Genomic DNA, 25254 nt, shown 5'->3' on the forward strand with positions numbered 1-25254 from the left:
CGATGCTTCGGGTATCACAGTCCCGCGACCGGAATGCAATGCGAAGCAGCAAAAATACGGTGCATCCGGGCCTATTGAAACAGGAATTCTCGCGGTTGTTATATGGTCGCGGGATTGTGAAGAACTTACTAATGCGGCATTTGTCGGGCCGCAATTCGAGCCGAAAGAGAAGTACCCTTGTTTTCCATTTCCAAACGCAGTGCAGTCGAGCCGTTTCACGCAATGGATGTTCTGGCGGAAGCGACACGGCGGCGCGCGAGCGGCCTGCCTGTGATTTCCATGGCCGTCGGCCAGCCGTCTCATCCGGCACCACGCGCGGCTCTCGACGCGGCGAAAGCCGCACTTGACGACGGCAGGATCGGCTACACCGATGCGCTCGGCATCGTCGATCTGAAGCAGGCGCTTGCAACGCACTACGGCGAGCGGCACGACCTTGAAATCGATCCCGCGCGCATCGCGATCACGACGGGCTCTTCCGCCGGCTTCAACCTCGCATTCCTGTCGCTCTTCGATGCCGGTGATGCGGTGGCGATCGCCAGGCCCGGCTATCCCGCATACCGCAACATTCTCTCAGCCCTCGGTCTCAGGGTTGTCGAGGTGCCCGTTGCCGCCGAAACGCAGTTCACGCTGACGCCCGAAAGCCTCGAGGCGGCCCAAAGGGAAAGCGGTATCCGCCTGAAGGGCGTTCTTCTCGCAAGCCCGGCAAACCCGACGGGCACCGTGACCGGTCGCAAGGCGCTTGCCGAACTCGCGGACTATTGCGCGGCCAATTCGATCGCCTTCATTTCCGACGAGATCTATCACGGCCTGACCTTCGCGGGCGAGGAGACGAGCGCGCTCGCGGTGACCGACGACGCCATCGTCATCAACTCGTTTTCGAAATATTATTGCATGACCGGTTGGCGCATCGGCTGGATGGTGCTTCCCGATCGCCTCGTGCGGCCGATCGAGCGGGTCGCCCAAAGCCTCTATATCTCCGCGCCCGAACTGTCGCAGATCGCCGCGGCCGCGGCCCTCGGCGCCGAGGATGAACTCGATGTCTACAAGGCAAGCTATGCCGCCAACCGCGACTTCCTGATGCGGCGCCTGCCGGAAATGGGACTGCCGATCGCTTCGCCGATGGATGGCGCCTTCTACGCCTATGTGGACGTCACGCGCTTCACCAACGACAGCATGGAATTCGCCAGGCGCATGCTGACCGAGATCGATGTCGCCGCGACGCCGGGCCTCGATTTCGATCCGCTGGAGGGACATCGCGCGATGCGCATGTCCTACGCCGGCTCCGAAGCCGAGATCGCCGAGGCGGTCGACCGCATGGCGGACTGGCTTAACTAAAGCGAGATGATTTCAAGGCGCTGGAGGGGTTTCCGGACTCATTTCGTGAGCGCCTTGAGAGGGCAAGCGGCTGACCAAGCCCGTCAGGAGGCCGGCTTGCAGTTCTCGCGATCGAGCCGCGAGACCATCGCGAGCAAGGTTTCGGAGACCGGAGTCGGAACGGAGGTCAGCCTGCCAAGCGCGACGACCATGCCGACCAGCGGCGTGATCTCCAGCGCCTTTCCGGCAAGGAGGTCCTGCAGCATCGAGGTTCGCACGGGCCCGATCTGGCTGGCCTGCTCGAGGCGCTCCTCCACCGACATGCCCACATTGGCCCCGAGCGCCTCGCCAACCGCCTTGACCTCCTTCATCACCTTGCCGATCTGGTCGCTGACGGCAACGTCGGTCATGAGATCGGACATGGAGGAACGCGTCAGCGCGCTGATCGGATTGAACGAAGCATTGCCCATCAGCTTGCTCCAGATGTCGTCGCGGATCTCCGGTGACAGCGTGACGCTGAGGTCGGCCTTCCGCAGCAGGGCCTGAATGGCCTCAAGGTCGCCGGTGATCTCGCCCGAGGGCTCGCCGAGGATGAAGCGGCCCTTGTTGCTGAGCCTGATATTGCCGGGTTCGCTGACCTCCGCACCCTGATGCGCGACGCAACCGATAACCCGCTGCGGCCCGACAAGGCTCCAGAGCGCCCCGCCGGGATCGAGTTCCTCGAACTGCAGCTCGGCGAACTCGGGATGGTCGTCGCGGTGGAAATACCACCACGGAATGCCGTTGAGGATCATGACGACGCGCGTGTCGTCCTTGAGCAATCCGCCCATGCCCTCGGCGGCGGCGCTGAGTTGATGGCCCTTGAGCCCGGTAATGACGAGGTCTTGCGGCGGAAGATCGGCCGGATTGTCCGTCGCCACCACCTTGACGTTGATCGGCGTCTCGGAACCGGCCTCATGCAGCGTCAGCCCGTCGCGGCGGATCGCGTCGAGATGCGCTCCGCGCGCCACGACCGACACCGTGACGTCGCGTCCAATCGACGCCGCTATTTTTGTGGCGATCATCCCGCCAAGGGCGCCGGCACCAAAAATGCAGATGGTCTTGATGGTCATGAAATCCTATCTCCGCAATCACTTGACCGCGGTAGAGATAGGCCATCCGGCCTCGAAGGCGAATGATTTTTTGGTGCTCAGCGATTGCCGGGCAGCAACTCGGTGCGACGCAATTCGTCGATCGCGGTCACAGCGTCCTCGGCCGACCAACCGGCCTTGAGCGCCGCGGAAATCATCCGCAATTCGGCTTCCGCTTCGATCTGCAGGAAGAGCGGCTCCAGCGCTTCCTGTGCGGTCACGATATGGTCTTTCGGAGGGGCTATCGACTGGCTGGAAGCGAGCATAGGCATCTGCGCGGTACTCCTCTCTTTATGGGCAGGCGAACTTTCATTTGAAAAGGCATTTTGACTGGCTTGAATCGATCTAATGCGCCAACCTCAAAAAAGGTTCCGGATAAATTTTAGAAAAGCCTGCATCTTGTTCTTTCGCCCCGGCTCTGCCTTCTTGCGCCCATAGGCTGATGCGCGATTCGGGTCCCGATAATGCGGTGGAGCCCATGAAAAAATGCGCACGAAGGAGATTGCGATGACGAACGCCAAGCCCGGAATTTCCGAGATGCGGCCCAGAATTTCGGTGATCGGCGTTGGTGGCGGCGGCGGAAACGCCATCAACAACATGATCGCGGAAAGCCTCGAAGGCGTGGAATTCATTGCCGCCAACACCGACGCGCAGGTGCTTGCGACATCCAAGGCATCGCGCCGTATTCAGCTCGGCGCGCATGTCACCGAAGGCCTCGGCGCCGGCTCGCTGCCCGAGATCGGCCGCGCGGCTGCTGAAGAATCGATCGACGAGATCATGGATCACCTGGCCGGCTCGCACATGTGCTTCGTCACCGCCGGCATGGGCGGCGGCACCGGCACGGGTGCCGCACCCGTTATCGCGCAGGCGGCCCGCAACGCCGGCATCCTGACGGTCGGCGTCGTCACCAAGCCCTTCACCTTCGAAGGCAACCGCCGCATGAAGACGGCCGAAGCCGGCATCGAGGCGCTGCGCCAGGCTGCCGATACCGTGATCGTCATCCCGAACCAGAACCTCTTCCGCATCGCCGACGCGAAGACCACCTTCGCCGACGCCTTCATGACCGCCGACCGCGTGCTGTTCGCCGGCGTCGGCTGCATCACCGACCTGATCGTCAAGGAAGGCTTGATCAACCTCGATTTCGCCGACGTGAAGTCGGTCATGCGCGGCATGGGCCGCGCCATGATGGGCACGGGCGAAGCCTCGGGCGAAGAGCGCGCGATGAAGGCCGCCGAAGCCGCGATCGCCAACCCGCTGCTCGACGACATCTCGATGCGCGGCGCCAAGGGCGTGCTGATCTCGATCTCCGGCGGCTCAGACATGACGCTGTTCGAAGTCGATGAAGCCGCAAGCCGTATCCGCGACGAAGTGCAGGACGATGCCGATATCGTCGTCGGCGCGATCTTCGACCGCAATCTGGATGGCAAGTTCCGCGTCTCCGTCGTCGCCACCGGCCTTGATGGCATGGGCGCCGGCGTGGCCCCCGCCCAGCAAGGCGCGACGCTTGCCCAGGGCCTGCCGCCGCGTACCCTGCAGTAAGCCGAAACGAAAATCCTGATCGATCCGGCCGCGTGCTCCAGCGAGCGCGCGGCTTTTTTGCGTTCGCAGGTTCGACGATCCGCGCCGTTGTGGAAAAGTGCCGGGCTGCACCCTAGATCAGAAGATGCCCCCAAGACGCGCCCAAGGAGATCCCCAAAGGACACCCAAGGGCGCTTTCGATTTCAGACGAACATTTCAGGAAAACACCATGCCTCAAGACAAAAATCCCGTCTGGTTCATCACCGGTTGCTCGACAGGCTTCGGCCGCGAGTTGGCGAAACTCACCATCGCCCGCGGTTGGCCGACGGTTGTCAGCGCCCGCGACAAGGCCCGCATCGCCGATCTCGTTTCGGGCCATGAGGACAACGCGCTCGCCGTCGATCTCGACGTGACCGACACCTCACAGATCACTGCCGCCGTGAAGGCCGCCGAGGAGCGCTTCGGACGGATCGACGTCCTCGTCAACAATGCCGGCTATGGCTATCAGTCGACGATCGAGGAGGGCAGCGACAGAGAGATCCGCGATCAGTTCGAGGCCAATGTCTTCGGCCTGTTCGCCATGACGCGCGCGGTTCTGCCCGGCATGCGCACCCGCCGACGCGGCCATGTCATCAACATCACGTCGGTGGCCGGCTTCATCGGCTTCCCCGCGTCCGGCTACTACTCGGCCAGCAAGCATGCTGTCGAGGGCATGTCGGATGCGTTGGCCGCCGAAGGTGCGCCGCTCGGCATCAAGGTCACCTGCGTCGAACCCGGCCCGTTCCGTACCGACTGGGCCGGCCGTTCGCTGCGGCAGACCGAGAGCAAGATCGCCGACTACGCCGAAACCGCTGCCGCGCGCATGCGCCAGACGGCCGGATACAGCGGCCAGCAGCCGGGCGACCCCGTGCGCGCCGGCGAAGCGATCATCAAGATCACCGAGGTTGAGAATGCGCCGCGCCACCTCGTGCTCGGCGAGTTCGGCTATGGCGCGGTCACGGCCAAGCTGAAGGAGCGCCTGGGACTGATCGAGGAATGGAAGGACACCAGCCTCGGCGCCGATTTCCCGAAGTATTGATGCTCGCGTCCTAGCATGAGCATGGCGCTGTGGAGGAAGATGTGATGGTGAAGCTCGTCTATGGCCTTGAAGGCCTGCTGGTCCTGACCGGCCTGATCTGGATGGGGCAGGGCAGCGGCTATTTTCCGTATCCGGCCGAGAGCTTCATGATCGACCAGACACCCTGGATCTATTGGGGCGCTCTCGCCGTTGCCGTCGGCCTCATTCTCATTGTGCTGACGAAAAGCATACGCGGCCGGCGCTAACAGGCGCCCGAAACAAGTTCGCCGGCTGGAGGGGCAATAAAACCCCGCCAGCCGGCGACAATCGATCGCTTGAAAGTGTTCAGGCGCGGCGCAGGCGCGCTTCGGGCAACTCCGGCCGGGTGCCGTCGGGCGCGCGAAGACCGCGATGCTTGCTGACGAAAACCCACTCGACATTGCCGGGCTCAAAAGGCCGGCGCGGATTGCGCAGCGCCAGGCGGCGCTCGGACAGGCTGCGGGGCAGGGTGTCGATCATGTCGTTCATGAACGTGTCGAGACACTCTTTCCAGCGGGGAGAAACGGCGACGTCGACGCCGCCATAGCGATGAAAATCGGGGTGTTTGCGGGAGTAGCATGCGCCGATCATCCAGGCATGCTGCTGTTTCAGAAAACGCTCTTTAATGGTCATTCGCAGTCTTTTTCATTCCTTGGCGCCAGCGACTCCCTAGCCGTCGAAGCGAGCGATGTTGATCGGCCGTTCCGCTGTCCAGGTGCCATCCGCACGCTGATATTTTGTTTGCAAACCGGCTGCCGATCAAACGATCGATAAGCGACCTGGGGCCGCTGCCGGTGCCTCTACACGAGTAGGAAAAGGTGGCCGATTGAACGCCGTCGAAGCCTGAGCTTGGACGCCATTACGTTCGGCGACGTGCTACCTAGTCGACATTGATTGTTCCTTCAAGGATTTTCCTGAAACAATTTTGCATGGCTGCCCGTCGCGACGAAAAAACGGTAGCAGCGCCCTTATGGGCTCGCGTCATGGGGGTGAATTTTTGCCAGTGGCTGACTTGAGGCTGTATAGACAGCCGAGGTCAGGGGATGCGACGCCGAATGCGCTTGCGCGGCGAGGGAACGCTTCATAGGCTCGCTGCGTTGATGGATTCGTTCAACGCTTTTCAGTAGGAATCACATGCGCGCTCAATCGAAGCCGTTCGTTGTTGAAATCAAGACATCCCGCCGTACCGATCGCAGCAAGGAAAAATCCATCTGGGGCAATCTCGACCTCTCCGCCGTCGCGCAGGAGGTTGCCGATGACGTGCCATTGCAAGGCGCCGCGACATTCGCCGAACCGAAGGCTGCTCGATAGCAATCGGAAGCGCGCGGCCCTGATGTGATCGGCCGCGCACCTTCCCTTATCGAATTCCGCGACAGTCGAGCCGGTCAGACCGGATCGCAGGTCATTCCATTGCGCCGGGCATTGGCGATGCAGTCGCTTCGATTGTGATAGCCTTCCGTCGAGGCGCCGACGATATTTCCGTTGGGCGCCGTTCGCCGCCAGTGCCACTGACCATTCGTTTGGTAGATCTCCCAGGTGTCGCCATTGCTTGCCTTGCACGTCGCCATGTCTCTCTCCCTTGAGTCTTGACACACAAGCGCTAGGCCATTCCGTAGCTTGTTTCCACGAACCGGCTGCAACCCGGAGATAGCGTTTGGGGTGGGCGCAGTTGCATCGGCCAGGCGACGCCAAGCAAAATTGACGAACCATCTGGCCTCTTGGGCGTTGTTTGAAAACACGCTGAAGGAGAATATCGATGCCCATGAACAATGATGGAAAGAAGCCGCTGTCGCGCAGCGAGGACTACCGTGATTTCGAAGAGCGCAATATCGACGACGGCTGGCCCTATGCGGATACGCCGGGCTCTTCGTCCGCAGCGCCGGAGAATGGCGCCTACGGTGAAACGCCCGCGAATTTCGACAGCGGCGACAATCCAGGCTTTCGCGTCGACGGTATAGACCGGGATGGCAACGAGAACCGGCTGAAGGATTCGCTGCGCGCCGACACGATCGACCGCGATGACAGCGACGATCTCGAAGCGCGGGTCACCGAAAACATCGAGAACGTCCCCGAAGTCGACATCGACAGCATCGAGGTCCACGCAGACGGCCATGTCGTCACCGTCGAAGGCTCCGTCGAGACCATCGGCATCGCCCGCAAGGTCGAACTCGCCGCATCCTCGGTCGATGGCGTCCGCCAGGTGAGAACCATGCTGCACACGACGGGCGTGGATGCGCGTTGAATTTTATGAAAGGGCGGCCCAACTAACGCGTTGAGCCGCCGTGTTTCTTAATTAGGAGTTCTCGGTATCGCGTCCGTCGGGTTCCGTTGCGACGCCCTTGAACTTGCCTTCGGACTGCTTCACTTCCATGAAGTGTCCAGTACGTTCGTCGCGTTTTTGGTAGTGACCATCTGGGCGCTCAAATTGCGTGCGGCCAGTGACTGCGCCTTTCCGAAAATTATCACCAGTATTGCGGGCCATTATAATCTCCAATGGCTTGAAAGCGCCGAAGCTACCTCGACTCCGTTTCTCGCAATCCCTTATAATAACCCTGCGACAGGCGAGGGATTTGAGTCTCTTTGCCCCGCGTAGGCTTCGGCTTTTTCGCGGTATCCAAGCCGGGATCCATAGGGTCCCGGCTTTGGTATTTCTAAGCACCTCGAATCACAACTCAGAATCTCGTTTTGTTCTCCTTTGTAGTCCAGCCCAGAGTTTCCTCTGGGCTGTCGTATCGTCAGATATTCACAGAAATCAGCTGCAGCCGCTGGTCGCGCCGCACGTGTCGCACTTCTCGCAGGTGCCGTTGCGCACCATCGTGAAGTTCTGGCACTCCGAGCAAATGTTGCCGGTGTAGCCCTGCATGATCGACCGGGCGCGGCGCTCGGATTCGATCTTCTTGGCTTCCGTCTTGGCCGAAGCGGCGTCAGCCGCGGCCTTGTCGGAGAACAGGGCGGTTGCCTGCTGCTGCGCCTCGGTCGTGACTTCTTCCAGCACCTCTTCCGCGATCTCTTCGGCCAGTTCCTTGGCGCGCTCTTCGTAATCGCGCTTGAAGGCGACGATTTCGGAGGTCGAGATCGCGACCGTCGGCTCGATCTTGCGGGCGGCGGCACCCGCGAAAGACGTCACCGTCGCGCCGGACGAGGCGCGGGCAGGGGCGGCTGTTGCCGAGCCCTTCGGCTCGCCGGATGCCTGGCGTTCGCTGTTCGAAACGATCGTCGGCTTGTAGCCGCGGGTCCATCCGGTCGAGACGAGGTTCGTCTTGCCTTCCTGGATACCCTTGCCGAGGGCAGTGTTCGAGAAGTCCGACGTATCGACATGCGCCAGATCGTGGCGGCCGAGGTAGGAGACGGCCAGTTCGCGGAACACGTAGTCGAGGATCGACGTGGCGTTCTTGATCGCGTCGTTGCCGATGACCATGCCTGCCGGCTCGAACTTGGTGAAGGTGAAGGCCTCCACATATTCCTCGAGCGGCACGCCGTACTGCAGACCGAGCGAGATGGCGATGGCGAAGTTGTTCATCATCGCACGGAAGGCCGCGCCTTCCTTGTGCATGTCGATGAAGATCTCGCCGAGGCGACCGTCACCGAATTCGCCGGTGCGCAGGTATACCTTGTGTCCGCCGACGGCGGCCTTCTGGGTGTAGCCCTGGCGGCGGTTCGGCAGCTTCTCGCGTTCGCGGGTCACGCGCTCGACCACACGCTCGATGATCTTTTCGGTGATGGTGACGGCCTGGGCGGCGACCGGCTGCTGCAGCAGATCCTCCAGGGCGTCCTCATCGCTTTCGTCTTCGATCAGCGAGGCGTTCAGCGGCTGCGACAGCTTGGAGCCGTCGCGGTAGAGAGCGTTTGCCTTCAGGCCGAGCTTCCAGGAGAGCATGTAGGCGCTCTTGCAATCGTCGACCGTCGCGTCGTTCGGCATGTTGATCGTCTTGGAGATCGCACCCGAGATGAACGGCTGGGCGGCAGCCATCATGCGGATGTGGCTGTCGACCGAGAGATAACGCTTGCCGATCTTGCCGCAAGGATTGGCGCAATCGAACACGGCGAGGTGTTCGTTCTTCAGGAACGGTGCGCCTTCCAGCGTCATCGCGCCGCAGACGTGAACGTTGGCAGCCTCGATGTCCTTCTTCGAGAAACCGATGTGCTCGAGCAGGTTGAAGCCCATGTCGCCGAGCTGTTCGTCGGAAACCTTCAGCGCGCCCTTCAGGAAGTCGGTGCCGAGCGTCCACTGGTTGAAGACGAACTTGATGTCGAAGGCCGACTTCAGCGCGCCGTTCAGCGCTTCGATCTTCTCGTCGGTGAAGCCCTTGGCCTTCAGCGAGCCGGGGTTGATCGACGGCGCCTGGTTCAGGTTGCCGTGGCCGACTGCGTAAGCTTCGATCTCGGCGATCTGGCTCTCGGAGTAGCCGAGCGTGCGCAGCGCTTCCGGAACGGCGCGGTTGATGATCTTGAAGTAGCCGCCGCCGGCGAGCTTCTTGAACTTCACCAGCGCGAAGTCAGGCTCGATACCCGTCGTGTCGCAATCCATGACGAGGCCGATCGTGCCTGTCGGCGCGATGACGGTTGCCTGGGCGTTGCGGTAGCCGTGCTTCTCGCCGAGCTCGAGAGCCTTGTCCCAGGCGCTCTTGGCGTGAGCCGCCAGATCCTGGTCCGGGTTCTCGGAGTGGATGAGCGCGACCGGGTTGATCGACAGGCCTTCATAGCCCGACGTCTCGCCGTGAGCGGCGCGGCGATGGTTGCGGATGACCCGCAGCATGGCTTCGCGGTTCGGCTTGAACATCGGGAAAGGTCCGAGTTCAGACGAGATCTCGGCCGAAGTGGCGTAGGAGATGCCGGTCATGATCGCCGTCAGCGAGCCTGCGATGGCGCGGGCTTCGTCGCTGTCGTAAGGAATGCCCGACGACATCAGCAAGCCGCCGATATTGGCGTAGCCGAGGCCGATCGTGCGGTATTCGTAGGAGCGCTCGGCGATCTGCTTCGACGGGAACTGCGCCATCATCACGGAGACTTCAAGCACGACCGTCCACAGGCGAACGGCGTGTTCGTAGTCAGCGATGTTGATGCGCTTGGTGGCCGCATCCTTGAACTGGATGAGGTTCAGCGAGGCAAGGTTGCAGGCCGTGTCGTCGAGGAACATGTATTCCGAGCACGGGTTGGATGCGCGGATCGGGCCGGCGGCCGGGCTGGTGTGCCAGTCGTTCATCGTCGTGTTGAAGTGCAGGCCCGGATCGGCCGATGCCCATGCGGCGTAGGAGATCGATTCCCACAGGTCGCGTGCCTTCAGCGTCTTCATGACCTTGCCGTCCTTGCGGGCGGTCAGGTTCCAGTCACCGTCGTTTTCGACAGCGCGCAGGAAGTCGTCCTTGATCGAGACCGAGTTGTTGGAGTTCTGGCCCGAAACCGTGAGGTAAGCTTCCGAATCCCAGTCGGTGTCGTAGGTCTTGAACTCGAGGTCCTTGTAGCCCTGGCGAGCGAACTGGATGACGCGGCCGATATAGTTTTCCGGAACCTGGTCCTTCTTGGCGGCGCGCACTTCGCGCTTCAGGGCAGGGTTCTTGTTCGGGTCGTAGCAATCGTCATTGTCGCCTTCGCAATTGACGCAGGCCTTCATGATCGCCTTCAGGTGGCGACTGACGATCTTGGAACCGGTCACGAGGGCAGCAACCTTCTGCTCTTCCTTGACCTTCCAGTTGATGTATTCCTCGATATCCGGATGGTCGATGTCGACCACGACCATCTTGGCCGCGCGACGCGTCGTGCCGCCCGACTTGATGGCGCCGGCGGCGCGGTCGCCGATCTTCAGGAAGCTCATCAGGCCGGAGGAACGGCCACCGCCCGAAAGGCGTTCGCCTTCGCCGCGCAGATACGAGAAGTTGGAGCCGGTGCCGGAGCCGTACTTGAAGAGGCGGGCTTCGCGAACCCACAGGTCCATGATGCCGCCTTCGTTGACCAGATCGTCCTCGACGGACTGGATGAAGCAGGCGTGCGGCTGCGGATGCTCATAGGCCGACTTCGACTTCGTCAGCTTGCCGGTGAAGGGGTCGACATAGAAGTGGCCCTGGCCGGGGCCGTCGATGCCATAGGCCCAATGCATGCCGGTGTTGAACCACTGCGGCGAGTTGGGGGCGACGCGCTGAGTCGCGAGCATGTAGGCGAGTTCGTCGCGGAAGGCGGCCGCGTCTTCCTCGGAAGAGAAGTAGCCACCCTTCCAGCCCCAGTAGGTCCAGGTGCCGGCCAGACGGTCGAAGACCTGGCGCGCATCGGTTTCGGAACCGTACTGCTGATCCTTCGGGAGGTCCTTCAGAGCCGCCTCATCGGCAACCGAGCGCCACAGGAAGGAAGGAACGTCGTTTTCCTCGACCTTCTTGAGGCGGGCAGGGACGCCGGCCTTGCGGAAATACTTCTGCGCCAGAATGTCGGCCGCGACCTGCGAAAACTGCGCGGGAACATCGATGTTCTCGAGGCGGAATACGATCGACCCGTCAGGGTTCTTGATCTCGCTGGTTGCCTTGCGGAATTCGATAGCCGCGTAAGCGCCCTGATCTGCCTTCGTAAATCGGCGTTCTATGCGCATTTGCCTTAACCTCTAGCTCGCGCGCCCCGTCCCCGTTGACCAAGGCGCAAGTTTCCACCTCCGGCGGCGCCGTAAGGAGCGCAGCCAGTTCTCGTTTCCGTATCGTCACAGGAGTGTCATCCGGAGATGGGTCATCCTGTATCTTGTGGTGATGGTGGCCGCAATCACTAAATATAGTATTAACAGCCTTTTTCCGCCAGCCCCGGATGTCGCTTTTTCAGGCGGCAAAAATCGCGCAGAACATACTCATGGCGGCTCACCCCTCATGGATCAACGCCCTGATTCAATGCTCGATTTCTGGTGAGAACCGGCCTCGTCATGTCCGGTTCAGCTGCCGCCGCAACATCGAACTTCATTAACTTGAAAAGAGGCGATTCCGTCAAGGGCTTGTTCTTAACGAAGTGTTCACCACAAGATATTGTGGAGTGGCCTGTGGAGACTGGGGAAAAACCAGTTGGGCAAGAATTTCAATGGCTTGCTACGGGATGCGCAAGGCAAATGCCAAAGCCGGATAAATTTTGCCATATTTTGTCATTTGCCGGTGGCTTTTCGCGCCCAAATGCGCCTTGTGATTCGCACGGCCGAACACGGCACTAAAGTGCGTCGATGGCGATGGTCACCGTGGCGCTTCCGATCGCTTCTCCGCTCTCGTCGCGAATGGTGAAACTTGCCTGTGTTTGCAGCAATTGCGTGGCATCGTCGCGGCTGGCGCGATCGATGAAAACCTCGTCGGAGTTCCGGGCAAACGTCTTCAGGAACTTGTTTTCGTCGCCCTGCCAGTAATCCGTGGTCGGGATACTCTGCGCGACATTCAGTCCGTTCCGGTCGGTCACGAAGATTTCCACAATCGTTCCTTGCGAATCATCCTGCTTGGATTTGAGGTAGCGCGAGACCGGGTTGTTGAGGAGACGAGTGACCATCTGCCATTGCCCGCTCTTGATTTCCGAGCGGTAGCTGTTGTCGAGCACCTGGATGTCAGTCGCGCTGACATCGCCGAACTTCAGATTCTGCGACTTGATCGCCGCCAGGACCATCGGTTTGTTGATCATCGGCTTGACGAGCGCATCCACGTATTCGCGCACGACCGACACATAGGCGGGTTCGGCTGAGACCGCGCGCGGTTGCGCGTTCAAGCACAGCCCGAAAGCCGCGATCACGCCGATAAACCGCCAACACCGCATGGTCTTTCCAGTGTCGCGCCCGCGACCGCCCCTACCCAATCAACAGGCGGCGCCCTTGCCGCCTGAAGCCAGATGATCATACGGCGGACGGCGAGGGCCCGACAGCGAATTTGGTGATGTTAGTAAACAAAGATTGGAACAATTTATGGTTGTTTAAGTCTTTGTGCAAGCAAGGCGCTGGAAAATCAGCCCTTGCTGCTCTTGGCGATCGGTTCCTGATAGCTGAAACCCATATCCCACGGGAAGTAGATCCAGGTATCCTGGCTCACCTCGGTGACGAACGTATCGATGACGGGCACACCCTGCGGTTTTGCGTAGACGCAGGCGAAGTGCGCCTTCGGAAGCAGCGTGCGGACCTCGGAGGCCGTCTTGCCGGTGTCGGTCAGATCGTCGACGACGAGCACGCTTTCGCCGCCATCTTCAAGCAGTTCCGCTGCGATCCCCTTGAGCAGCATCATCTCGCCCTGGTTCACGTAATCGTGGTAGGACGCGACGCAGACGGTCTCGATCAGGCGGATGTTCAGCTCGCGCGAAATGATGGCGGCCGGCACGAGGCCGCCGCGGGTGATGCACACGATCGCCTTGAACTCGCGGTTGAGGCCGGCGAGACGCCAGGCCAGCGCGCGCGCGTCGCGGTGAAATTGATCCCAGGAAACAGGAAAGGCTTTATCGGGAAGGGACATTGGCTCGCTCCGAGGCATGAATGATGACACGCCGTTTGCCGGCGGCCGGACGCTCTTCCGTTTCCTTCGTCAAACGCAAATCGCGCAGCCGAGACTGCGCGATGGAAGGACCGAAGCCGGAGCTCGTCGTCGGTCGTGGCAATTAGCGGAATTTGGTTGCAAAACGCAAGCCCCCGCTGTTGGAGCCGCCTGCTAGCGCGAAAGCAGCGTCATCGCCGTCATGGAATGCAGCAGCGACTTCGTTGTGCCGCCGAAGATCATCTGCCAGAGCCGCGAATGCGTGTAGGCGCCCATGACCAGCAGGTCGATGCTGCTGTCCGACAACCTATTCTCGATGACTTCGGACGTGCTCTTGTCCGAGGTCGTCGCCGTCGCCAGGGTGACGTTGACGCCGTGGCGTGCCAGGGTCGCGGCGATTTCCGCACCCGCAACCTCCGCCGATTGCAGCGCGTTGTCGACCGGGTCGACGGAAAACACCTCCACCTCGTCCGCGGCCTTCAGGAAGGGCAGGGCGTCGAACGTGGCGCGCGCGGCCTCCTTCGAGCCGTTCCAGGCGACGAGCACCCGCTTGATCGGCTTCGGCTGGCGTATGATGAAGGGGATCATCAGAACCGGTCGTCCGCTTTCGAGCAGGAAATTATCGACATCGACGTGACTGTCCGACGGTCTTGCCGGATCGGCCTGCGAGGCGACCAGCAGATCGGCGCTGCGGGCGCTCTCGATCAGCGGCGCCGAGCCATAGCCGCTCGAGGAGGCAAAGCTGCGCCACTCGAACGAGACACCCTCGACCTCCGCCTTGCGGCGAACGATCGTCTCGATCTTGACTGTTTCGGCATGCGCCATCTCATGCAGCGCCTGCATCGCGACGGGATCGGGAATCTCCATAGGCGCAACGAGCGGCACGACGGAGACCGTTTCGGCGTGGAGCCCGATCACATGGGCATCGTGTTCCGCCGCCAGCGCGAAGGCCAGATCGGCGACGGCGGCGCAATTGTCTGAAGTATCGAGAATCGCAAGAATCGTTTTGTAAGACATGTGTATCTCCTTGCTCGGATGAAAAACTCCGTAAGGGAAGCAATGCGCTTGGCCGGCATTTGTTTCCTTGACCGAGATCAAGCCGCATAGGCCGGTATCGAAATAAATTAGGCCTCCGCCGAATGGTTTTCCAGGATATCCCGCTCGCGGCGAATGCCGTCGATCATCGCGGCGACATCGGCGCCCGCGGCATCGATCACCGCCTGCGAGCGGCCACGAACGACGATCTCGGTCGAGAACTTCTGGCCGACATAACGCGGATAGGAACCGATGCTGGTCTCCGGATGCGCCTTCTGGATCGCCGCCAGCGGCGTCCCGATATCGCCTTCGCCGTAGGGGCAGGAGATCGCCAGCGACAGCACCGGCGTTCCGGTCCGCAGCGTCGGTATCACCGCGTCCACCATCGCCTGAAACACCTGTGGCACGCCGGCCATCACATAGACGTTGCCGATGACGAAGCCGGGCGCGGTGGAGACGGGGTTGGGAATGTGCGTCGCGCCAACAGGCATGCGCGCCATCCGCTGGCGGGCCTCGGTGAACTCCATGTCGCGGCGCTTGTACATCTCGCCGAGCAGCGCCATCGCCTTCTCGTCATGATGGCAGGCAACACCGAAGGCCTTGGAAACGGCATCGGCGGTGATGTCGTCATGGGTCGGCCCGATGCCGCCGGAGGTGAACACATAATCGTATTTCGTCCGGAGGGCGTTCAGCGCCTCGACGATCGCCTCCTCCTCGTCGGCGACGATGCGGACTTCCTTGAGGTCGATGGCCGAAAGCAGCAGCATATCGGCGAGGTGGCCGATGTTCTTGTCCTTGGTACGGCCGGATAAAAGTTCGTCGCCGATTGCCAGAATGGCTGCGGTCACAATCTGTTGGGTCATTGCAGGTCTCTGTCTTCATTCAATCTTTGGCGTCGAGCTTATACCAAATAGGGCAAACGGGAAGCCTGCGCCCATGCATACGCAAATGTGAACGCAAGCCAAAAACGTGCGATAAGATTGAACAGTCCGTCTTCCGTGGCGCCACTGGCCGCCGCCAGGCTCTTGCGCTAGCTATCTACCGGACAAAATGCGTCGTGGGCATTCTTTATGATCCGCGAATTCATCAAACGAATTTTGGTCGGTGCGCCAATCGCAGCACCCGCCGCAACCCGGAGAGAGGAAACTGCTGAGATGGCTAAGGTTCTGGTTCTTTACTATTCTGCGTACGGCCACATCGAGACGATGGCGTATGCCGTTGCCGAGGGCGCGAAATCCGCCGGTGCCGACGTGACCGTCAAGCGCGTGCCAGAACTGGTGTCGGAAGAGGTCGCCAAGGCATCGCATTTCAAGCTCGACCAGAAGGCACCGATCGCCACCGTGGACGAACTCGCCGAATACGACGCGATCATCGTCGGCGCCGGCACCCGCTTCGGCACCGTCGCATCGCAGATGCGCAACTTCTGGGATCAGACGGGCGGCCTCTGGTTCGCCGGCAAGCTGGTCGGCAAGATCGGTTCGGCCTTCACCTCGTCCGCCACGCAGCACGGCGGCCAGGAATCGACCATCCTCGGCTTCATCCCGACCTTCCTCCATCAGGGCATGGTCGTTGCCGGACTTCCCTATGCTTTCCAGGGCCAGATGGGCGTTGACGAGATCAAGGGCGGCTCGCCCTATGGTGCGTCCACGATTACCGATGGCGACGGTTCGCGCCAGCCCTCGGCGATCGAGCTCGATGCCGCCAAGTTCCAGGGCGCGCATGTCGCCAAGCTCGCGGCCAAGCTCGCCTGAGCCAGAAACGCCTGAAACAGTGAAGGCGCGGCCTCGGGCCGCGCCTTTTCATGTGTGGCGTCGAAACGCCGGCATAATATCAAATTGTCGCTGCTGATTGCCCTGGTCGTCTAGTCTTAGAATCCGCTGAATTTTGCCGTGTAAACGAACAACGGTACCGCGAATGCTGCCAATGCGATCAAGAATGCCGTGCCTGTTTTAAACAGTCTCAAGCGCCGTGTTCTGGCGCCATCCCAATCGTAAACCATCGTCTTACTCCCACCACAAGACAAGCTTTACAAATACACGCCCTAAAGCCGTAGCTTTGCTGACGGGCGGCATACAAACACATTCTAACGTTGCAAGAAAGAGATATTATTAAGTAGTTAAGCGGTGTCTCATATATGCATCGCAGCCGCTCGTCGTATCTTCGGCTATTCTTGGGCGGCGGAGGAGTTGGTGCGGGCGGCGGGGATCGAACCCGCATAGCCAAGGCCGAGAGATTTTAAGTCTCTTGCGTCTACCAGTTTCGCCACGCCCGCGCAGGCTTCTCATTCAACGACTGTGGCGATTCAGTCAAGGGCATGCGTGCGCTGGCAGGCGTCAAGATGCTTCGCTCTCGCGGCGCGAACCCTGTTGAAAATCGATCCGGCAAAGACACCGATCGTGCCGCCCACGGCTTTCACGCCGGCGTCCTGAAGGCGCGCATGGCGGGTGGGTGAGAGATATTGCAGGTATTCGATGAACAAGGCACCGGCGATCAGCAGCACGGCGACCATGATCCAGTGCCGCGGATAGGCCAGTGCGAAGGCGAGGCCGACGACCAGATAGGCGAGCGCCCTGTCGATGTTGACTGACGTAATCGTATGGGGACGGAGGCCGATCGGCGAAACCGTTACGAAGATGATGGCGGCGAGGAGGAGCCAGGCGACCGGCTTGGAAAGTTTGTCTGCTGTCATAAAACTCACAATAATCATCTCGTCGGGCGGCTTCTCCGCACGATTGCGTTATCTCGATGGCGCGGCTGGCGTTATGCCGGCGCTTGTCCGAGCGCGCGTGCCACCAGTGCCCTACCGAACCGTTGTGGTTGAAAATGGGCTTCTTTCGATTGTCTGCCTATGGCATAGCGTTGGGCGCAATAACAAGGGACCGTGACCGTGACCAGACAGAATGTCGAAGCTGCCGAGGAGGCTCTGCGTGGCCTTTTTCCGGCAACGCCGCTGCAACTCAACGAGCATTTGTCCGCTCGTTATGGCGCCGATATCTGGCTGAAACGCGAGGATCTGTCGCCCGTCCGTTCCTACAAGATCCGCGGAGCCTTCAATTTCTTCCGCAAGCGCATCGAGGAAGGCGCCTCCGGCAAGACCTTCGTCTGCGCGTCGGCCGGCAATCATGCTCAGGGCTTTGCCTTCGTCTGCCGCCATTTCGGCGTTCCGGGCGTCGTCTTCATGCCGGTGACGACACCGCAGCAGAAGATCGACAAGACCCGCATCTTCGGCGGCGAGTTCATCACCATCAAGCTGACAGGCGACTTCTTCGATCAGTGCTACAAGGCCGCACGCGACCACGTCGAGATGATCGACGGCGTCATGGTGCCGCCATTCGATCATGAGGATATCATCGAGGGTCAGTCGACCGTGGCCTCCGAGATCATGCAGCAGTTGCCCGAGGGTACGGTGCCCGATCTCGTCGTCCTGCCTGTCGGCGGCGGTGGCCTGGCGGCGGGCGTCAGTGGCTATCTGAAGGACACCGTTGCGAGCACCGGTTTCTTCTTCGTCGAGCCGCTTGGCGCGCCAAGCCTCAAGCGCAGCATCGAGGCCGGCGAGGTGGTGACGCTCTCCAAGGTCGACAACTTCGTCGATGGCGCGGCCGTTGCCCGCATCGGCGACCTGAATTTCGCGGCGCTCAAGGACTTCCCGAGCGATCAGGTCATGCTGATGCCCGAAAATGCGATCTGCGTGACGATCAACGAGATGCTGAACGTCGAGGGCGTGGTGCTGGAGCCGGCCGGCGCCCTGTCGCTGACGGCCATCGCCACGATGGATCCCGAAGCGATCCGCGGCAAGACGGTGGTCGCGATCGTTTCCGGCGGCAATTTCGATTTCGAGCGGCTTCCGGATGTGAAGGAAAGGGCCATGCGCTATGCGGGCCTGAAGAAATACTTCATTCTCAGGCTTCCGCAGCGCCCGGGCGCGCTCCGCGACTTCCTCAACCTGCTCGGCCCCGACGACGATATCGCCCGCTTCGAATATCTGAAAAAGACCGCCCGCAACTTCGGCTCCGTCCTGATCGGCATCGAAACCAAGGCGCCGGAAAACTTCGCGGCGCTGTTCGCGAATTTCGAGGCGTCCGGCATCGGTTTCGAGGACATCACCGAAAACGAGATCCTCGCCAACCTCATCATTTAACTTTGACGGTAGCGGCCCTATCTAACCCTCACGGCATCGCCCATCACAATAAAGGCGTATCAATGGCTTCGATATTTTCCAGCATTTTCTCCATGTTCTCGGGCGGCGGGAAGCCGCCGGGCGCGGCTTCTTCCAGCGTCACTTCCGATCCGCAGCCCTATGCCGATTGCACGATTTACGCCGAACCCTTGAAGGAAGGCGGCCAGTACCGTCTTGCCGGCCGCATCGAGAAGACGGTCGGCGACGAGTTGCTGGTGCGCAATTTCATCCGCGCCGATATGTTTTCGTCCACGGATGATGCGATCGAATGCACCGTGCGCAAGGCGCAGCAGATCATCGATCAGAACGGACCGTCCCTGTTCAGCGACGGAGCCAAGGTTCGCCAGGTCTGATCACCGAAGGCTGGCGGGCGGCGACAGTTGCGTGTCGCGCGGCCGCGCCGCCATTCCCTCATGCTATTTTAAAACATTGCGGCGATCCTGCGGTCACCAGATCGAGCAGGAATATCCAGTGCCACAAAATGCCCGCAGCATAGCCGTTTCCAATGTCGCCGACAGCATGGTCGGCGTCGCGCGGCATGGCGGTACCGGGCTGGCGCAGCCGCATCGCGGGAGGTCCCGGCGTTGATCGCGAACGTCAATCTGATCCTCTTCATCGCCGAAGCCATCGGCTATTTCACGCTGATGGTGACGCTGCTGCATTTTCGCGCCCGCATCGGTATCGGCATTTTCCTGACCGCGCTCGGTGTCATGCATTTCATGGAGACCTACCTCGCGGCGGTCTTTTATGTCGAGCTGCCGTTCGGCATCGTCTCGCCGGGATCATCGGTGTTCTTTACCGGCAAGCTGATGATGATCCTGATGCTCTATCTTCAGGAAGATGCCGCCGTCGTCCGCCAGCCGATCTACGGGCTCTTCATAGGTAACCTGCTGACGGTCGCGATCGCCTGGATCGTGCAGTGGCACGCGCCGCTACAGCTTACGCCGGATACCGTCCCGAGCGACGCGTTTCTGAAGGAAATGGGTTGGCTGATGCTCTGGGGCACGGCCATCCTCTATCTCGACGCAATCGGCATCATCCTGCTTTATGAGCGGCTGGGCGGCTATCTGCGGCAGCGTCCCGTGCTGCGCTTCATGATCTGCGGCTTCGTGATGCTGACCTTCGACCAGATCGCCTTCTTCGGCGCGCTGCACTATTCGGTCGGCGTGCCGGTCGCTGCTTTCTGGGGTGGGTGGAAGGCGAAGATGCTCGCCGTGTGCATCTACACGGTGCTCTTCGCGATTTACGAGAAATGGATCGGTCACGCCGTCACCACGTCAAGCGTGCGTCCGATCGGCGATATCTTCAGCGACCTGACTTTCCGCGAACGCTACAACGATCTTCTGAGCCGCACCGGCCGCGACGTGCTGACCGGACTTTACGACCGCACCCGAATGGAACTGGAGGCGCCGGTCATGATCCGTGAATCGCTGCGCCAGGGACAGTCGGCGACGGTCATGATCCTCGACGCCGATCACTTCAAGAACGTCAACGACGTGTTCGGCCACCTGCAGGGCGACGATGTCCTGCGCGCCATCGCCGCGCGGCTCGGCACGATCCTGCGGGCGGGCGACCGGGTGTTCCGCTTCGGCGGCGAGGAATTCGTGGCGATCTGCCCCTTGACCGATCAGGCCGAGGGCTTGCGCCTTGCCGAAAGGTTGCGCTGGACGATCGAAAACAGCGTTTCCACGCCCGATGGCAAGCCGGTTACGATCAGCATCGGCGTGGCGACGGCCACCGAGGACGGCGATGTCTTCACCGCCATCCTGTCGTCCGCCGACGAGCGGCTTTATCAGGCGAAGAAGAACGGCCGCAACTGCGTCTTCGGCCGGAGCGGTGTCCACGAATTCACGGTCGCCGGCTGATCGCAATTTTCCGCAAACAAAAAGGCGGCCGGCAAGCCGACCGCCTTCATGAACCGGCTGCCGCTGATATCAGGCGGCGAGCGCGAGTTCTTCGGCGCGTGCCTTGGCAGCGCCCACGGCCTTCTCGGCGGCCTCGGGGCCAAAGGCCAGGCCTTCCACATAGATGGTCTCGACATCGGTGATGCCCATGAAGCCGAGAACGGTCTTCAGATAAGGTACGGCATGGTTCATGCCGGCGGCCGGACCCTGCGAGTAGACGCCGCCGGAGGCGAGAACGACATAGACCTTCTTGCCGGTGGCAAGGCCGACCGGACCGTTTTCGGTGTATTTGAAGGTCATGCCGGCGCGGGCGACGTTGTCGATCCAGCTCTTCAGCGACGAATAGATGTTGAAGTTGATGAGGCCGGTGCCGATGACGATAGTGTCGGCGGCGAGCAGTTCGTTGACCAGTTCGTCGGAGATCTTCGCGGCTTCGTTTTCCTCGACCGTGCGGGCGTCCGCCGGCTTGCGGATGGCGCCGGTGAACAGGTCGTTGATGTGGGCCAGCGGGTTGGCGGCGAGGTCGCGGCGAACGACGACGCTACCGGCCTTCTGCGCCTGGAGCTTGCCAGCCAGGTCCACGGCGATATCGGTCGAAAGCGAGTCAGCACGCGGGCTGGATGTCAGAAGCAGAATGGACGACATGATTGATAATCCTTTGGTCTTTGCGTTTCCGGGTCGATTTGGGGATGATCGAACCGCGTCTTCGGGAGAAGAAATAGGTCTGGCGGCCTATCGAAAAAACTGGGATAATGTCGATCAAGACTATCGATCGATTGGATGGATGTGATGTTGCCGAACCCGACACTTGACCAGTTGCAGGTTTTCCTGACCGTTGCCGAAACCGGCAGCTTCTCGGCCGCCTCCCGCGTGCTCAATCGCGCCCAGTCGGTGGTCAGCTACACCATCGCCAATCTGGAATCGCAGCTCGAGATGCAGCTGTTCGAACGCTCCGGCGCCCGTCAGCCGAAGCTTACCGAAGCAGGCAAGGCCATGCTCGAGGACGCCCGTCGGCTGATGACCGACCTGCAGGTGATGCGGGCGAGGGTGAAAAGCCTGAAGGAAGGCCTGGAGGCCGAGGTCGACGTGGCGATCAGCGTCATGGTGCCGTCGCAGGCGGTCGTCGCCGTGCTCAGGGAATTCCGCGATCGCTTTCCCTCCGTCACGCTCAATCTCAGCGCCGGTGAACTCGGCATGGTCATGGACGCCGTTCTGTCGGGCAAGGCGACGATCGGCATCGGCGGAGCGCTCCTGAAGCAGGACGATTCGATCGCCGTCGAAAAGATTGGTCATTCCTTCATGATCCCGGTCGCCGCGCGCTCCCACCCGCTGGCGGATATCGAAGGGCCGTTGACGCTCGCCGATGTTCGCGAGGAGGTGCAGCTCGTCGTCACCGACGCCTCGGGGCTCACCAAGGGGCGCGATTTCAACGTCTTGTCCTACAAGACCTGGCGCGTCAGCGACATCGCCACCAAGCATGCGCTGATCCGTGGCGGTCTGGGCTGGGGCGGTCTGCCGGCCTCCATCATCAGGGACGATCTTGCCAATGGCACGCTCGTCCATCTCGACCTGCCGGCCTATGAGCAGGGCGAATACCCGATCTATGCGATGCGCCGGATCGCCAATCCGCCGGGCCCGGCCGCCACATGGTTGATCGAAGCCTTCCAGTCGCGGCTGTCGGCCTGCCCGAACCACGCCGATTTCACGGCGTCGCTGAACGAGATCAAGGCTCCCGACCTGCCGCTCGCGGCGGAGTAGGCGAGGCGCTTGGCCTCGCCAGTCTCAGGTTCTAGAGAACAAGTCGGAACTTGGCGAAACCATCCGTTCCTTCGCCTGCGTCCTCGATCTTGGCTCCCTTGACGTCGGCGATGAACTGTTTCGCCTTCGGCCCGCTTTGGAAGGTCGCGGTCGCACCCGTCACGGGCTTGAAGGTCCAGTTGCCGTCGGCGGCGGGATTGATCGTTCCCTGCTCGTACACATAGCGCACGATCACGTCGCGGTTCGTATCGGGCGCCTGGAACACCACCTTGTCGGCCGCGATCTCGGGGAACTTGCCCCCACCGCCAGCGCGGTAGTTATTGGTCACGACCACGAACCTCTGCTTCGGATCGATCGGCTTGCCTTCGAACGCAAGGTTCTGGATGCGGTTGGAACCGGCGTTGATCGCGTTGCCGTCATTGTCGTATTTGCGCGGCTGCGCCAGATCGATCTGGTAGGTGACGCCGTCGATGACGTCGAAATTGTAGGAGGGGAAATCGGCGTTCAGAAGCTCGGCGTCCTTCGTTCCTTCCTTGATCTCGTTGAACATCCCCGCCGACATCTCCAGCCAGTTCTTCACCTGCTCGCCGGTGATGACGACGGCCTGAACGGTGTTCGGATAGAGATAGAGGTCTGCGATGTTCTTGATGGCGAGATCGCCGGCCGGAACATCCGTATAATAATCGACGCCGCCACGACCGCCGGCTTTGAAGGGAGCCGCCGCCGAGAGCACCGGCAGATCCTTGTATTCCGTGTCGGCGAGCATCTGCTTGATGTACCAGCTCTGTGCCTGGCTGACGATCTGCACCGAGGGATCGTCGGCCACCAGCGCGAAGTAGGAATAGAGCGGCGCCGATGTCTTGCCGACGGGGGTGCGGACATAAGCGAGCGTCGCCTCGTGCTCGGCCTTGGCCGCCTCGATGACCTCCTTCTTGTCGCCGACATCCGCCACGACCTTCTTCTTGTCGTCGCGGTGATAGATCGGCCGGGCCTCCGAGGTGAAGTCGACGATCTTCCAGCTCTTGCCGTCTTTTTCGAGCAGAAGGTCGATCAGGCCGAGATGCGAGCCCCAGAAGCCTGCCATGACGGCGGGCTTTCCATGCAGCGTTCCCTTGACCGGATCGGCGTTCGAAATGCCGTCCCAGGTCTTCGGCCCGGGGAAGACGAGGTGCTGGTGGCCGGTAAAGATCGCATCGATCCCGTCGACGGCGGCCAGATGCAGCGAGGCGTTCTCCATCTTGTCGGTGGGGGCGCTGCCGTCGATGCCCGAATGCGAGAGCGCAATCACGATATCGGCGCCGGCTTCCTTCATGACAGGCACCCAGGCCTTGGCCGCCTCGACGATATCGCGCGTCTGCGCCTTGCCCTCGAGGTTCTTGATGTCCCAGAGCATGATCTGCGGCGGAACGAAGCCGATGAAGCCGATCTTCACCGGGCTCTCGTTGCCCGCGCCGTCCTTGATCATCTTTTCGACGATGACGTAGGGCTTGAAGAAGAGCTCGTCCTGTTTCGGATCGGAGGCGAGCTGGCCCTTGGTCAGGTTGGCGCACACGAACGGGAAGTTCGCGCCATTGAGCACCTTGAACATGAAATCGAGGCCGTAGTTGAACTCGTGATTTCCCAGCGTGCCGACGGTGTAGCCGAGCGTGTTCATCGCCTTGATCACGGGATGGACGTCGCCGTCCTTCAGGCCGCGCTGATAGGCCATGTAGTCGCCCATCGGGTTGCCCTGCAAGAGGTCGCCATTGTCGATCAGCAGCGAGTTCGCCGCCTCGGCGCGGATCGTGTCGATGATCGTCGCGGTGCGCGCCAGTCCCATCGTGTCGTTCGGCTTGTCGGCGTAGTAGTCGTAAGGGAAGACGTTGACGTGGATATCCGTCGTTTCCATCAGCCTGAGATGCGCCTGGTTGGCGGCGGCGCGCGCGGTGAAGGGATGCAGCAGAACCAACGCGGAGGTGGCGGCGATGCCGGTGAGAAGCGAACGACGGCTCATGGGTGGAAGTTCAAAACTGGAAGACATGAAAACTCCTTCGAAAATTCACGCGACGCCCGCCCGGCGGCGAGAGTAGGATGATTTTCGAAGGAGTAAACCCCGCAAATGACAGGGGAATATCGGTTGTCCGCTAAATGCCCGAGCATCAGAATTTTGATTGCAAGCTCTCGCGGATGTTGCCGAGTTGTTCGATCGATGAGGAGTTCGACTTTGTAATAGCCTTAAAATTTTCCGGTACGTTCGGTGGCAGTTTTGCGACGACCTCAGGTTTTACCGCGCCAACGATCTCCTGAATCTTCTGCTGTTGATCGCTTATTGTCTGCATGGTCGAACCGATCTTGACGTCAGTTGCTTTGATGACCGCAGCTGCAGCTGCTGCCTTGTTTTCTGCTATGCTCTTGGCTTCCTGTAACTGCTTATACTTGTCGAATGTGTCGTCGACGCTCACTATGATCGTACCGGTATCGTGGATGAGGAAGGAACGGTTCTCCTCGTAGGTAGCTTCACCGTACTTAATCACCGGAACCGGAACGCCGATCGTCTGAAACCTCGGTGAGAAGGCGAGCGAAACATTCGCTCGCGATGGAATGTATTTTTCTCCAAGGAGGCACGCGAAGGCGATTGTCATTGAAAACGCGCCCAGCAACATAAAGCTGTTGAATACTGCACGTTGCGCGTCTGTAATTTGCCCACCCATCGTAGTGCGTACAAGTATAATCAGGAACGACAACACGATGACAAGGCCGCCCAGTCCAAGAGCGCCGAGCTGAAGAACCTTCAACGCGAAATCGAGTGTCTGTCCTGTAATTCCAAGCAGTGATTGATCAGCTTGTGCCATCGCAGTTCTCCCCCTTCTTGCGGAGTATCACGATG

27 protein-coding genes and 1 tRNA gene are annotated in these 25254 nt (G+C 60.9%); 12 read left to right on the forward strand and 16 right to left on the reverse strand.

Annotated features, from left to right (window positions below):
• Positions 1 to 177 precede the first annotated feature (177 nt).
• Positions 178 to 1335 (forward strand): pyridoxal phosphate-dependent aminotransferase, encoded by a 1158-nt coding sequence (locus GGQ67_RS08655; RefSeq protein ID WP_183899743.1) that lies wholly within the window; start codon positions 178 to 180, stop codon positions 1333 to 1335.
• 83 nt (positions 1336 to 1418) lie between these two features.
• Here GGQ67_RS08655 and GGQ67_RS08660 read toward each other — a convergent pair whose 3' ends face one another.
• Positions 1419 to 2426 carry a ketopantoate reductase family protein gene (locus tag GGQ67_RS08660; RefSeq protein WP_183899744.1) on the reverse strand — a complete coding sequence of 336 codons (1008 nt, stop codon included), beginning with the start codon at positions 2424 to 2426 and terminating at the stop codon, positions 1419 to 1421.
• A 77-nt stretch (positions 2427 to 2503) separates the two neighbouring features.
• Entirely contained in the window at positions 2504 to 2716 is a 213-nt protein-coding gene (locus tag GGQ67_RS08665; protein ID WP_183899745.1) for a hypothetical protein, read from the reverse strand.
• A gap of 235 nt (positions 2717 to 2951) precedes the next feature.
• Here GGQ67_RS08665 and ftsZ point away from each other — a divergent pair, with 235 nt between their 5' ends.
• From ftsZ to GGQ67_RS08680, 3 genes are all read left to right on the forward strand, one after another.
• A complete protein-coding gene (gene ftsZ / locus GGQ67_RS08670; protein WP_246400144.1) occupies positions 2952 to 3983 on the forward strand; it encodes a cell division protein FtsZ in 1032 nt (343 codons plus the stop codon).
• 208 nt (positions 3984 to 4191) lie between these two features.
• Positions 4192 to 5040, forward strand: coding sequence for an oxidoreductase (locus GGQ67_RS08675; protein ID WP_183899747.1), 849 nt, complete (start codon positions 4192 to 4194; stop codon positions 5038 to 5040).
• 44 nt (positions 5041 to 5084) lie between these two features.
• Positions 5085 to 5285, forward strand: a complete 201-nt coding sequence (locus GGQ67_RS08680) for a hypothetical protein (protein ID WP_183899748.1) — start codon at positions 5085 to 5087, stop codon at positions 5283 to 5285.
• Positions 5286 to 5364: 79 nt separating this feature from the next.
• On the opposite strand, the gene GGQ67_RS08685 is transcribed toward GGQ67_RS08680, so the two are convergent.
• Positions 5365 to 5691 (reverse strand): hypothetical protein, encoded by a 327-nt coding sequence (locus GGQ67_RS08685; RefSeq protein WP_183899749.1) that lies wholly within the window; start codon positions 5689 to 5691, stop codon positions 5365 to 5367.
• A gap of 501 nt (positions 5692 to 6192) precedes the next feature.
• On the opposite strand from GGQ67_RS08685, the gene GGQ67_RS08690 reads away from it, so the two are divergent.
• Complete coding sequence (locus GGQ67_RS08690; RefSeq protein ID WP_183899750.1) at positions 6193 to 6369, forward strand: hypothetical protein; 177 nt, start codon at positions 6193 to 6195, stop codon at positions 6367 to 6369.
• A gap of 74 nt (positions 6370 to 6443) precedes the next feature.
• Here GGQ67_RS08690 and GGQ67_RS08695 read toward each other — a convergent pair whose 3' ends face one another.
• A complete protein-coding gene (locus GGQ67_RS08695; RefSeq protein WP_183899751.1) occupies positions 6444 to 6626 on the reverse strand; it encodes a YegP family protein in 183 nt (60 codons plus the stop codon).
• Positions 6627 to 6814: 188 nt separating this feature from the next.
• Here GGQ67_RS08695 and GGQ67_RS08700 point away from each other — a divergent pair, with 188 nt between their 5' ends.
• Positions 6815 to 7300 carry a BON domain-containing protein gene (locus GGQ67_RS08700; protein ID WP_183899752.1) on the forward strand — a complete coding sequence of 162 codons (486 nt, stop codon included), beginning with the start codon at positions 6815 to 6817 and terminating at the stop codon, positions 7298 to 7300.
• Positions 7301 to 7351: 51 nt separating this feature from the next.
• Here the strand turns inward: GGQ67_RS08700 and GGQ67_RS08705 are convergent, their stop codons facing one another.
• From GGQ67_RS08705 to GGQ67_RS08730, 6 genes are all read right to left on the reverse strand, one after another.
• On the reverse strand, positions 7352 to 7540 hold the full coding sequence (locus tag GGQ67_RS08705; RefSeq protein ID WP_183899753.1) for a hypothetical protein: 189 nt from the start codon (positions 7538 to 7540) through the stop codon (positions 7352 to 7354).
• Between the two features lie 270 nt (positions 7541 to 7810).
• A complete protein-coding gene (locus GGQ67_RS08710) occupies positions 7811 to 11632 on the reverse strand; it encodes a vitamin B12-dependent ribonucleotide reductase (RefSeq protein ID WP_183899754.1) in 3822 nt (1273 codons plus the stop codon).
• 593 nt (positions 11633 to 12225) lie between these two features.
• Positions 12226 to 12813: a hypothetical protein gene (locus tag GGQ67_RS08715; protein ID WP_183899755.1), complete on the reverse strand. Its 588-nt coding sequence runs from the start codon at positions 12811 to 12813 to the stop codon at positions 12226 to 12228.
• A gap of 185 nt (positions 12814 to 12998) precedes the next feature.
• Positions 12999 to 13496, reverse strand: coding sequence for a xanthine phosphoribosyltransferase (gene gpt, locus GGQ67_RS08720; protein WP_183899756.1), 498 nt, complete (start codon positions 13494 to 13496; stop codon positions 12999 to 13001).
• A 192-nt stretch (positions 13497 to 13688) separates the two neighbouring features.
• Entirely contained in the window at positions 13689 to 14531 is an 843-nt protein-coding gene (locus GGQ67_RS08725) for a universal stress protein (RefSeq protein ID WP_183899757.1), read from the reverse strand.
• Between the two features lie 107 nt (positions 14532 to 14638).
• Entirely contained in the window at positions 14639 to 15412 is a 774-nt protein-coding gene (locus GGQ67_RS08730; protein WP_183899758.1) for a competence/damage-inducible protein A, read from the reverse strand.
• A 291-nt stretch (positions 15413 to 15703) separates the two neighbouring features.
• Here GGQ67_RS08730 and wrbA point away from each other — a divergent pair, with 291 nt between their 5' ends.
• The gene (gene wrbA / locus GGQ67_RS08735) at positions 15704 to 16300 is read left to right on the forward strand and encodes an NAD(P)H:quinone oxidoreductase type IV (protein ID WP_183899759.1); all 597 of its coding nucleotides are present in this window, start codon (positions 15704 to 15706) and stop codon (positions 16298 to 16300) included.
• A gap of 436 nt (positions 16301 to 16736) precedes the next feature.
• Here wrbA and GGQ67_RS08740 read toward each other — a convergent pair.
• Together GGQ67_RS08740 and GGQ67_RS08745 are read right to left on the reverse strand one after the other, a co-directional pair.
• Positions 16737 to 16821: transfer RNA gene (locus GGQ67_RS08740), tRNA-Leu, on the reverse strand.
• Between the two features lie 30 nt (positions 16822 to 16851).
• Positions 16852 to 17238, reverse strand: coding sequence for a VanZ family protein (locus GGQ67_RS08745; RefSeq protein WP_183899760.1), 387 nt, complete (start codon positions 17236 to 17238; stop codon positions 16852 to 16854).
• Between the two features lie 198 nt (positions 17239 to 17436).
• Between GGQ67_RS08745 and ilvA the strand changes: the two genes are divergently transcribed.
• Positions 17437 to 18687 (forward strand): threonine ammonia-lyase, encoded by a 1251-nt coding sequence (ilvA, locus tag GGQ67_RS08750; protein WP_183899761.1) that lies wholly within the window; start codon positions 17437 to 17439, stop codon positions 18685 to 18687.
• Positions 18688 to 18749: 62 nt separating this feature from the next.
• Positions 18750 to 19079 carry an HlyU family transcriptional regulator gene (locus tag GGQ67_RS08755; protein ID WP_183899762.1) on the forward strand — a complete coding sequence of 110 codons (330 nt, stop codon included), beginning with the start codon at positions 18750 to 18752 and terminating at the stop codon, positions 19077 to 19079.
• A gap of 58 nt (positions 19080 to 19137) precedes the next feature.
• Here GGQ67_RS08755 and GGQ67_RS08760 read toward each other — a convergent pair whose 3' ends face one another.
• Positions 19138 to 19293, reverse strand: a complete 156-nt coding sequence (locus GGQ67_RS08760) for a hypothetical protein (RefSeq protein ID WP_183899763.1) — start codon at positions 19291 to 19293, stop codon at positions 19138 to 19140.
• Positions 19294 to 19370: 77 nt separating this feature from the next.
• Here GGQ67_RS08760 and GGQ67_RS08765 point away from each other — a divergent pair, with 77 nt between their 5' ends.
• The gene (locus tag GGQ67_RS08765) at positions 19371 to 20591 is read left to right on the forward strand and encodes a GGDEF domain-containing protein (protein ID WP_425503768.1); all 1221 of its coding nucleotides are present in this window, start codon (positions 19371 to 19373) and stop codon (positions 20589 to 20591) included.
• Positions 20592 to 20660: 69 nt separating this feature from the next.
• Here the strand turns inward: GGQ67_RS08765 and GGQ67_RS08770 are convergent, their stop codons facing one another.
• Entirely contained in the window at positions 20661 to 21275 is a 615-nt protein-coding gene (locus GGQ67_RS08770; protein ID WP_183899765.1) for an FMN-dependent NADH-azoreductase, read from the reverse strand.
• On the opposite strand from GGQ67_RS08770, the gene GGQ67_RS08775 reads away from it, so the two are divergent.
• Together GGQ67_RS08775 and GGQ67_RS08780 are read left to right on the forward strand one after the other, a co-directional pair.
• Positions 21265 to 21420: a hypothetical protein gene (locus tag GGQ67_RS08775; protein ID WP_183899766.1), complete on the forward strand. Its 156-nt coding sequence runs from the start codon at positions 21265 to 21267 to the stop codon at positions 21418 to 21420. The genes GGQ67_RS08770 and GGQ67_RS08775 overlap by 11 nt on opposite strands.
• A complete protein-coding gene (locus tag GGQ67_RS08780; protein ID WP_183899767.1) occupies positions 21420 to 22388 on the forward strand; it encodes a LysR family transcriptional regulator in 969 nt (322 codons plus the stop codon). The genes GGQ67_RS08775 and GGQ67_RS08780 overlap by 1 nt, the downstream gene beginning before the upstream one ends.
• A gap of 31 nt (positions 22389 to 22419) precedes the next feature.
• On the opposite strand, the gene GGQ67_RS08785 is transcribed toward GGQ67_RS08780, so the two are convergent.
• Complete coding sequence (locus GGQ67_RS08785; protein ID WP_183899768.1) at positions 22420 to 24408, reverse strand: bifunctional 2',3'-cyclic-nucleotide 2'-phosphodiesterase/3'-nucleotidase; 1989 nt, start codon at positions 24406 to 24408, stop codon at positions 22420 to 22422.
• Positions 24409 to 24526: 118 nt separating this feature from the next.
• The gene (locus tag GGQ67_RS08790) at positions 24527 to 25219 is read right to left on the reverse strand and encodes a hypothetical protein (protein WP_183899769.1); all 693 of its coding nucleotides are present in this window, start codon (positions 25217 to 25219) and stop codon (positions 24527 to 24529) included.
• Positions 25220 to 25254 lie beyond the last annotated feature (35 nt).

It is taken from the genome of Rhizobium metallidurans (assembly GCF_014196505.1).
Lineage (GTDB): Bacteria > Pseudomonadota > Alphaproteobacteria > Rhizobiales > Rhizobiaceae > Rhizobium > Rhizobium metallidurans.